Source organism: Wolbachia endosymbiont of Drosophila bicornuta, assembly GCF_028982105.1.
GTDB lineage: Bacteria > Pseudomonadota > Alphaproteobacteria > Rickettsiales > Anaplasmataceae > Wolbachia > Wolbachia pipientis.
In genome coordinates this window covers 1-9,422 of the sequence record NZ_JAPQLF010000047.1, presented here as the reverse complement: position 1 = coordinate 9,422, position 9,422 = coordinate 1, and the positions used below count along the sequence as shown (strand labels likewise).

At 36.3% G+C, this 9,422-nt stretch carries 8 protein-coding genes, 1 tRNA gene and 2 pseudogenes; 6 read left to right on the top strand and 5 right to left on the bottom strand.

The annotated features are described in order from the left end of the window. A pseudogene (locus OZD68_RS06705) lies at positions 1–177 on the bottom strand (IS5 family transposase); the annotation flags it as partial. Between the two features lie 347 nt (positions 178–524). Between OZD68_RS06705 and ubiG the strand changes: the two are divergent. After that, positions 525–1,694 (top strand): bifunctional 2-polyprenyl-6-hydroxyphenol methylase/3-demethylubiquinol 3-O-methyltransferase UbiG, encoded by a 1,170-nt coding sequence (ubiG, locus tag OZD68_RS00785; protein ID WP_182309259.1) that lies wholly within the window; start codon positions 525–527, stop codon positions 1,692–1,694. 121 nt (positions 1,695–1,815) lie between these two features. Here the strand turns inward: ubiG and OZD68_RS00780 are convergent, their stop codons facing one another. Continuing rightward, a complete protein-coding gene (locus tag OZD68_RS00780) occupies positions 1,816–2,256 on the bottom strand; it encodes a TrbC/VirB2 family protein (RefSeq protein ID WP_182309260.1) in 441 nt (146 codons plus the stop codon). Positions 2,257–2,395: 139 nt separating this feature from the next. Here OZD68_RS00780 and metG point away from each other — a divergent pair, with 139 nt between their 5' ends. Next, the gene (metG, locus tag OZD68_RS00775; RefSeq protein ID WP_182309261.1) at positions 2,396–4,033 is read left to right on the top strand and encodes a methionine--tRNA ligase; all 1,638 of its coding nucleotides are present in this window, start codon (positions 2,396–2,398) and stop codon (positions 4,031–4,033) included. A gap of 73 nt (positions 4,034–4,106) precedes the next feature. Here metG and OZD68_RS00770 read toward each other — a convergent pair whose 3' ends face one another. Beyond that, entirely contained in the window at positions 4,107–5,561 is a 1,455-nt protein-coding gene (locus OZD68_RS00770) for a hypothetical protein (protein ID WP_259365967.1), read from the bottom strand. Between the two features lie 114 nt (positions 5,562–5,675). Then, positions 5,676–7,127 (bottom strand): replicative DNA helicase, encoded by a 1,452-nt coding sequence (locus OZD68_RS00765; protein WP_182309262.1) that lies wholly within the window; start codon positions 7,125–7,127, stop codon positions 5,676–5,678. A 107-nt stretch (positions 7,128–7,234) separates the two neighbouring features. On the opposite strand from OZD68_RS00765, the gene OZD68_RS00760 reads away from it, so the two are divergent. The 4 genes from OZD68_RS00760 to radC all read left to right on the top strand — a co-directional run bounded on the left by OZD68_RS00760 (position 7,235) and on the right by radC (position 8,960). Next, positions 7,235–7,317 (top strand) — tRNA-Leu (locus OZD68_RS00760). A gap of 24 nt (positions 7,318–7,341) precedes the next feature. After that, positions 7,342–7,938 carry an RDD family protein gene (locus OZD68_RS00755; RefSeq protein ID WP_182309263.1) on the top strand — a complete coding sequence of 199 codons (597 nt, stop codon included), beginning with the start codon at positions 7,342–7,344 and terminating at the stop codon, positions 7,936–7,938. 178 nt (positions 7,939–8,116) lie between these two features. Further along, positions 8,117–8,311, top strand: coding sequence for a hypothetical protein (locus OZD68_RS00750; RefSeq protein ID WP_220468113.1), 195 nt, complete (start codon positions 8,117–8,119; stop codon positions 8,309–8,311). Then, positions 8,286–8,960, top strand: a complete 675-nt coding sequence (radC, locus tag OZD68_RS00745) for a RadC family protein (protein WP_182309292.1) — start codon at positions 8,286–8,288, stop codon at positions 8,958–8,960. The genes OZD68_RS00750 and radC overlap by 26 nt, the downstream gene beginning before the upstream one ends. A gap of 246 nt (positions 8,961–9,206) precedes the next feature. On the opposite strand, the pseudogene OZD68_RS06555 reads toward radC, so the two are convergent. Then, positions 9,207–9,422 (bottom strand): annotated as a pseudogene (locus tag OZD68_RS06555) (double zinc ribbon domain-containing protein); the annotation flags it as partial.

Genomic DNA, 9,422 nt, shown 5'->3' with positions numbered 1-9,422 from the left:
TATTATGTGCACCAAAATTACAACTTTATCGCTATAAATATTGTTGCCACCTGGTATTTTTGGACCATTCTCGTACCACTTTTCTATGGCTTCGTTGATATAATGAAAAATATTTCCTCTTTTTTCTAGAAATTTGTTATATTCGCTATGGTTACTGACCCTCATTTTTTGTGGCATATTTTTTCTTTCAAGGTTAAATGGCTATTTTATAATGAATTTTGTCAGTAGCCACCAGATTTTTTCAGTTGCTATGCAACAAAGCCCACTGGGATCCAGTTCTTATTATACAGCTATCTGGTGTACTTATTTAAAATTAAGTTTTCTGGATCTCAGTGCCAAAGCACTGGGATGACACCCTTCCTGGCGGAGATTATTCTCAAATCACAATGTTCGTACAGTTGTGGAATGAATTGCGGTATGACGTAGGAAAACCTTAGCTATAGCTTTAGAACCCCCAAAAGGTCAGAAGCATTGAATGACTTGACAGAAAGTTCAAACCCATATAAAATGTCCTTATTTCTTATATGTTAGGTATAGTATCAATTGCCTCGGATCATGCTGGTTATGAATTAAAATCAGAAATAAAACCTTACCTGGAAGCCCTAGGTTACAGAGTAGTAGATCAAGGCTGCACTGCTAAGCAAAAGTGTGTAGATTACCCAAACTATGCTGTTAAAGTTGTAGAAGATATAACAAGCAAAAAAGCAAATTATGGGATATTAATTTGTGGTACAGGTTTGGGCATGAGTACTGTGGCAAATCGTTTTGAAGGAATCTACGCTGCTTTATGTAACAGTGTTGAGATCGCAAAATTAGCTCGCGAGCATGGCAACGCAAATGTACTGTGTCTTGGTGCAGGATTTACTGCGAGTGGATTAGCAAAAGACATAGTCAAACAATTCCTCGAAACAGAATTTTCAAAAGAAAGCAGACATAAAAAACGCCTTGATAAACTCAGTAATATAACCTCTAAGAAAAAAAAAACAAAAACTTATAACGAAGATGAAATATCAAAATTCGCTAAAATGGCAGGCCAGTGGTGGGATGAGAACGGCAAATTCAAACCATTGCACATAATGAATCCTGTTAGAGTATCTTACATTATTGAGAAAATAAAAGAGTTAAAAAAATGCAATTTGAAAGAATTATCATTGCTTGATGTTGGATGCGGTGGTGGCATTTTGTCAGAGTCAATGGCACGCGTTGGCATTAACGTTGTGGGAATAGATGTATGTGAAGAAAACATAAAAGTAGCGCATTCACATGCAAAAAAAGTAGGGTTAAATATAGAATATATACACACCAGCATTGAAGAGCTAAGCAATGACAAGAAGTACGACGTGGTTCTGTTGATGGAAGTAGTTGAACATGTGGATAATTTAGAGCTTTTCATGAAAAAAGCGATAGAACTGCTAAAACCGAATGGGCTGATATTTATATCCACAATAAATAGAACTATCAAATCCTTCTGCCTTGCAATAATTGGTGCAGAGTACATATTAAATTGGCTGCCAAAAGGTACACATAACTGGAATAAATTTCTCAAGCCGTCAGAAATTGCAAATCACTTAAGAGAAAATAATGTAACGCTGCAAAACATGGCTGGCATGGAGTACAACGTAATAAAGCGTGAGTGGAATCTAACTAAAGGCGTGGATGTTAATTATATACTCTGCGGTTTGTTAGATTTATAGCACTTCTCGCAATAGTCCGAATAGGATAAGATATGTGCTTATGGCTATGGTAGAGCAGTAGCATATTATGATCTGTTCGGATTACTGTAAAAAGAGCTATAACTCTATAAAAGCACCATTTTCACTTCCAATACTTTGAAGGATCTTGGCCAGCTTTTATACAGTAGCCTTTATTAGTTAGCGCCCAACAGGAACGACAAGCATAATCTGTACCTACACGTTCATATCCAGGAGCAGCAACACACTTTCCATTCTCCAAGGTTTGACCTTTAAAAAGACAACAAACTTCTTTTTCTGTTACCTTTGTTACAATTTGAGGAGCACCAAAAAACACAGCAACAAACATACCCAGTGCGAAAAGTGCAGGCCAAGGCATTCTGCCAAATATTCCAAGTAAGCTTGAACCAATTATTACCACTGTAATCATTGGTCTACCTATTCCATGAACGTAACCTATTACATTACACATTACATCTGTTGCTCCATCAGCGTGTGCATCAAATGCATAGAAAACTATAAATAGAATTACAAGAAAATTTCTCATTGTTCTTTCAATAATCATGCCTGATTGTTTCTTATTTTAATAAAATTTCAGTAAATAGCTTTTTTCAAAAATTATGCTTAACCCAATCAATATTTATTTATTACTGCCTTTTTAATACTATAATTAACTCAGTTGATTTTTATCAAAATGCTAAACCATGGAACAATTCGAGAACTTTTACATCACCACGCCAGTATATTACGTAAACGATAAGCCGCATATTGGTCATGCATACACTTCTCTCTTGTGTGACGTGGTGGCAAGGTTCATGAAACTAGCTGGGAAAAATGTCAAATTTACCACCGGTACAGATGAACATGGACAAAAAATAGAAAAAGCAGCTAAAGCAAAGGAAATGCAGCCAAAAGAATTTACAGATGAAGTGAGCGTTTCATTTAAAGAATTGGCTAAGTTCATGAATTTTGAGTATGACGATTTTATTCGCACTACGGAGGAACGTCACAAAAAAGCAGTTATAGCTTTATGGAATAGACTTGAAGAGAGAGGGCAAATATATTTGGATTCCTATTCGGGTTGGTATTCAGTTCGTGATGAAGCATTTTATCAGGAGTCAGAGCTGATAGATGGCAAAGCACCAACAGGTGCTGAGGTCCAGTGGATAAAAGAAGAGAGTTACTTTTTTCGCTTATCAAACTGGCAAGAAAAATTACTGGAACTCTATAAAAATCAGCCAAGTTTTATCTTTCCTGAGAGCAGAAGAAATGAAGTGATATCGTTTGTAAGATCAGGGCTCATTGACCTCTCAATCTCTCGCACTAGTTTTAACTGGGGAATAAAAGTACCAGGTAATGACAAACACGTAATCTATGTTTGGATAGATGCATTAACCAATTATCTTACATCAATAGGTTTCCCTAGTACTGAAGGTGAGGAATATAAGAGGTTTTGGGCAGAACCAGAAACACAGATTCCAGTGTCAAGTACTGGAATGACACCAAACCAAGGGAAAACGCAGATTCCAGTGTCAAGCGCTGCAAACCTAGCTGACAACTCTTTCAACGTTCATGTAATCGGTAAAGACATATTGCGCTTTCATGCTGTATATTGGCCAGCGATTCTCCTTGCAGCAGACCTGCCACTGCCAAAACAAATTGCAGTTCATGGTTGGTGGTTGAACGAGGGAGAGAAAATATCCAAGTCCCTTGGTAATGTCATAGATCCAATTGGCCTCGCTCAAGAGTTTGGTGTTGATCAGCTACGCTATTTTCTCCTTCGGGAAGGAAGATTCGGCCAAGATGGCAACTTTAGTAAGAAAAATATGATCAGCCGGATAAATTCAGAACTGGCAAACAACATAGGCAATTTAGTACAAAGAACAATTTCATTTTTACACAAGCAATGTTCTGGAATTGTACCAACAATCGATCAAAGCCTACTTAAAGGTGAAGAAAGTCTTCCAGGTTGCAAAGCTATACTCGATCAAGTGATGAATCACCTATCAAAGTATGAATTTAACCAGATTATACTTCTAATTATCAACATCTCTTCTGAAGCAAATGCCTACATAGACAAAAGTGCACCCTGGACACTAAGCAAAACTGACAGAGAGCGCATGAATTTAGTAATTTACAAGTTACTGGAATATATCAGGATAATAGGCATTTTATTGCAGCCAATCGTTCCCAAGTCAGCAGAGATGATACTAAATCAACTGCAAATTCCGAAAGAACAACGAGATTTAAAATCTTTGTGCGACGCGTGCGTAAGTTCATGCATAACATTGCCTAAACCTACGCCGGTTTTTTTGAGGGTTGATGCTAAAGAGGAGAAATAGTGTAAAAACTATTTCTCCTGGATGGGATTATCTTTAGTTAACGACGGTGCACACCGCTGCCTACATATTCAAGTTAGGTGGCAAGTGCCTTAGTTACTTTAGCAAAATGTGATTTAGTAACATCAGCATCTATCACTACTACTTCAGTCATTGCCGACTTAACCTTTCCTAGGCTCCATGCAAACCAGCCTTGACCATTTTCTTCTTTAGTTGGCTGACTTTCTGGGCTAGAAACCTCAGTACCTTTTTCATCACCAGATTCTGCATCATAAAATACATCCTGATCCTCAGAAAGACTCATTAAATACCTTTTAGCAGCATCAACATTTAAATGATCAGGTTGCTTAGGAACGTTATCAATATTCATCTGATTTTCCTGGCTAGGAGTCTCAGTTTTTAAATTTTCTTGTGTAGCCACATTCTTTTTTTCATCAGTTTGCTCTCTTAAAAATTGCCTTACCATCTTCTGTTTTTCTCTAAACAAAAAATCAAATAATATTGGAGAAAGCTCTAGCTTTGCCCCCTCTGGAATAACAATACCATTACCTTGAGATTCACTTGAAAGTTGACTAGCACCACTTGCTTGATCTGCCTTATTACCAAACATCAAGCTTTTAACACTATTCCAGTATGGTGAAAATTTTTCTGAGACCCATGAAAATTCTATTTTAGTTGATGGCATAGTATCATAAACATTTTTTAATTTATTTCCAACACTACTAATTGTCCCTTTTGCTGACTCAATTGATGTATCACAAGTGTTTTTCAAGCTGCTTCCAAAGCTATTAAGTGCACTTTTTACTGGTTCAAATGACGTACCATAAACATCTTTTAAGCCATCTTTAACAATACGAGTTACACGACCACTAATAAATGCTTCTTTTGTAGAAGTAAATGCTTTTTCAGATGCTGTTTTGATATCCTTTGCAAACTCAGCTGATGGCATAGTATCATAAATATTTTTTAATTTATTTCCAACACTATTAAATTTCCCTTTTGCTTGTGAAATAATGGCTTGCTCTTGAGTTTGTACTTCGAAATCTCTCTTAGTAAGCTGCTGGTTTATGCTATCAAATTCTACCGCATTACCTGGCTGAGAAGCATTAATCCTTCTGGTTGCAGCCAACTCATTTTTCATTCTAAAAATCTCCCGATCTTTCTCAGAAATAGTTTTATCTTTATCTTCTATCTCTTTTGCTTGATTAGCCAGTTGAGTATTTTTTTCGGATATTTCTTTTACTTTCTCAGAAATTATTTTACCTTTAGCTTCTACTTTACTTTTTTCATCAGAAAGCTGAGCTTCCTTCTCAGAAATAGTTTTGTTCTTACTAACTGCTGCATACGAAAGTGCAATAGCTACAGCAGAAAATACAGCACCACCAATAATAAATGGAAGGCCAACACTTAATGCTGCAACTGGAGCTAAGAAACCAATATAAGGAGCTGCAGCAAACACTCCAGATGCTAATAAAGTTAAAGCAGCCAGAGTTCCAGCTATATAATAGGGTACATTGTTTTCATTCATCATCTCACGTATTATAAAATATAATACCATTATGAAAGGATTTTTAAGAAGTTATCAAGCTATCTTTACATAAAAAAAATAATTGATAAACTTGGGAACAAGAAGATTGCTGTCAAGCTATGAACTATGCCTTTCCGTGTAATCTTTAAATGCACCTCTGTTAGAGTCAAAATATAGCTTCACACTGCCAATTGGTCCATTTCTCTGCTTTGCAATAATGAGCTCTGCAATGTTTCTAATTTTTTCCATTTTCTCTTGCCATTCCCGATGTTTATTGTTTCCTTCATTTGGCTGTTTTCTTAGTTCATAATACTCTTCTCTATAGAGAAACATTACTATATCTGCGTCTTGCTCTATGCTCCCTGAATCACGTAAATCAGAAAGTTGTGGTTTTTTATCATCCCTCTGCTCAACAGAACGAGAGAGCTGAGATAGTGCAACAATGGGAATATTTAGCTCCTTTGCAATTGCTTTCAAACCCTGCGTCACTTCCGAGATTTCTTGCACTCTATTTTCATTACTCCTTTTTGTTGTTCCTCTGATTAGCTGCAAATAATCAATGAATACCACTTCTACATTATATAATTGATACAGCAAGCGTATTCTGGTGCGAAGGGCACTAATTGATAGCGCAGGGGTGTCATCTATGATGAAAGGCAGTTCAGATAATTCTGTACTAGTATTGATAAATTCATGCAATTCAAAATCACTAATTCTCCCCGTTAATGCCTTATAATAACTAATTCCTGAATCTATAGTGATCAGCCTTGCAGTTAATTGCTCTGCTGACATTTCAAGCGAGAAAAACGCTACATAGTGTTGCTTATCTGCTCTTTTTTGCAACATCTTACAAGCATTAAGTGCGATGTTTAGCGCCAATGCTGTTTTACCCATAGAAGGCCTTGCAGCTAAAATTAATAAATCAGATTTTTGTAGACCACCAAGAAGCTGATTTAGATCTTGAAGTCCGGTTGTAACGCCTAGCGCTTCTGGATTATTTTTCAGTGTGCTGATCTTCTCAACTACATCTTTAATTGAACTTGCAAGTTTTATATATGTTTTCTCACCTTGTTTTTTTACTGCCAAATTGAACAATTTTGTCATTGCTTGTTCAATTTGCGCCTGTGCAGGATTTTCAATATCGTAGTTGTAGCTATCACCAACTATTTCTTGCCCGAGCTTGATTAAACATCTCCTTAAGTAAGTATCACGGATTATTCTAGTCAAATTATAAATATCAAGTGCAATACTTGCCTTCGCTGCAAGCTTTGCTAAGTACTCTACCCCACCACACTCGGTAAATGCTTGGTCGTTTTCAAAAAACATTTTAAGGCTCAGTTCATTGGCAACTATGCCATGTTTTCTGGTTTTAGATATTTGCGTAAAAATACTTTGATGCAGTGGATCATAGAAATTTTCTGCTGTAATTGTGTCTTCAACTGCATCACAGATTCTATTATCACGAATCATTGCACCAATAAGCATCTGTTCAGCTTCTAAATTATGCGGTAATTTACATATTTCCTTATCTACACTTCTTGAACTGAGGAGATTGGCTAATTCATTCATTTTAAGTTTTGAGAGTAATTGTTGATTATTGTAGAATATTTAGTTTTGATTTGAAAGACATATAAAATTTGACTAATTCCGTGTTGCCTATAGCATTAAAACTTAATGCCCCTGTGGTGGAATGGTAGACACGGCAGACTCAAAATCTGTTGCTTGCAAAAGCATGCTGGTTCAAGTCCGGCCAGGGGCACGTTAAATATTGGAAAGTATATATATGTTACATAAATTTTTTAATCGTTTATTTTCTATTTTTTCTTCTATAAATGTTATTCAAAAGGTAAAGAAAGATGAAAATGGGATATGTTATGTAACGGGCCTCAGGCGCTATATATCAGTATTGCTTGATTTGATTATTATCGTTTTGTTCTTGCAGTTTTGCAGCCAAGCCTTAAATCAGCTCTTTATGAACTCAGAGGATAGCAAAATATTAAGTCAAATTGCTGCAAAATCCCCAATGCAAGCACCACTGTCTGCGGAAGAAAAGACAACGCAGAGTAGACTTATAAAATTACTAATCCTAAATCAAATACTCCAGTTTATTATGCTCTTTTGCTATGTAATATATATGTGGGTAAAGTTTGCTACTACACCTGGAAAACTATTATTTGGGCTTAGAGTTGTGGATGCACAAACTTTCGAAAAGATGACCATAAAACAAGCAACAAAGAGATTTTTTTCCTTTATATTGTCAGTTGCACCATTGTTCTTGGGCTTTTTATGGTCAAATTTCAACAAACGCTGTCAAACTTGGCACGATAAGATCGCAGGCACAGTGGTTGTCACGAGTAAAAGCCTTAGAAGGCAGAGCTAAAAACTACTTGACACCCTTCGCCAGCCCCTTTATCATGATACTGAAGGTATTCATTTATCTTCGATCTGTGCAGACTAAACGACAACAGTATTACGTATTGGCGTCTTGTTTTTAATTTTTTGCACTATGTGCATGCACTGGGATGACACCTCTGGGCACTGCCGTCGCAAAGGAACCAGTGTCAGCTACTCGGATGACAAAGGAGGAGAGTATCTCAGCTACTTTCATGACACCATTTGCTGTCTTTAAAAATGGATGTTCTTACAATTGTGCGTCATGCGCTTTATTAAATATTTTACTTAAAAATCTAATTTCTTATTATACAAGAGATAAGCAATTCATTGATGATGAAAAATTACAAAAAGGGTCATAGAAAGCGCCTAAGAGAGAAAATTATTTTAGATAATGGACAATCATTACTTGATTATGAAGTTTTAGAGCACATTTTATATTCAGCATATAGTAGAATTGATGTAAAACCGGTGGCAAAGAGTTTGATAGAAAGTTTTGGCAGCTTAAATAAAGTTTTTAATGCTGACCTGGAAGCGCTGCAAAACGTTGATGATGTCAGCAATGCAGCGATATCTGCCATCTTTTGTGTAAAACAAGCCTTTGTTCGTTCTGCAAGAGAAGAAATAAAAAACCTGCCCGTAATCGATAACTGGGAAAAATTGCTTGATTATTTAAGAATAAGTATAGGAAGCCTCAATAAGGAAAATTTTCGTGTCATCTATATGAATAAAAAGTATCGTCTAATAGCGGAAGACCTGCAAAATATTGGTACAGTAGATCAAACTCCTCTTTATGTCAGAGAGATCATCAAGCGCGCACTTTTGATTGGTTCAACATCCATTGTAATATCTCACAATCATCCAAGCGGAGATACACAACCTTCAAATAGCGATATATCTCTCACTAGACAACTAGCAGAAGCTTGCCAAAGTATAGGAATAGAATTAATAGACCACATTATTATTACATTCAGTAGCTATTTTGGTTTCAAGGAAAATAGGTTATTGTGAAAGCCTTTATAGCTACAGTAACTTAGATTTACCGACAATCGTCATTCCGCTACGTGTTAGCGGCTAAGAGATACCGTGAATGAATCGCGGTATGACGTAGATTGCTGTCATCCCGCTGCTTGTTAGCGGCTGAGATACCGCCGCGGTATAGTATAGCACTTCTCGCAATAGTCCGAATAGGATAAGATATGTGCTTATGGCTATGGTAGAGCAGTAGCATATTATGATCTGTTCGGATTATTGTAAAAAGAGCTATAAACGGTGGAGGATTGATGATGCACTTACCACACGTATAAATATTGTCTGAGATTACTACGCCACAAACATTGCAGTAATGCTTAGTTAGAAAATTGATTTTTTTGTTGCATTCACTACACAGATTAAGATTTTCATCAATGATACATTCGCAACTTACGCATACGCTTGGAAATATGAGATTTGTAGCTTTTTTTAGTAAGAGAA

What these genes read in the sequence shown, in the direction of transcription:
- OZD68_RS00765 (WP_182309262.1), bottom strand. Translation starts at nt 7,127, where the DNA reads ATGAATGAATTAGCCAATCTCCTCAGTTCAAGAAGTGTAGATAAGGAA.
- OZD68_RS00780 (WP_182309260.1), bottom strand. Translation starts at nt 2,256, where the DNA reads ATGATTATTGAAAGAACAATGAGAAATTTTCTTGTAATTCTATTTATA.
- metG (WP_182309261.1), top strand. Translation starts at nt 2,396, where the DNA reads ATGGAACAATTCGAGAACTTTTACATCACCACGCCAGTATATTACGTA.
- OZD68_RS00770 (WP_259365967.1), bottom strand. Translation starts at nt 5,561, where the DNA reads ATGATGAATGAAAACAATGTACCCTATTATATAGCTGGAACTCTGGCT.
- radC (WP_182309292.1), top strand. Translation starts at nt 8,286, where the DNA reads ATGAAAAATTACAAAAAGGGTCATAGAAAGCGCCTAAGAGAGAAAATT.
- OZD68_RS00755 (WP_182309263.1), top strand. Translation starts at nt 7,342, where the DNA reads ATGTTACATAAATTTTTTAATCGTTTATTTTCTATTTTTTCTTCTATA.
- ubiG (WP_182309259.1), top strand. Translation starts at nt 525, where the DNA reads ATGTTAGGTATAGTATCAATTGCCTCGGATCATGCTGGTTATGAATTA.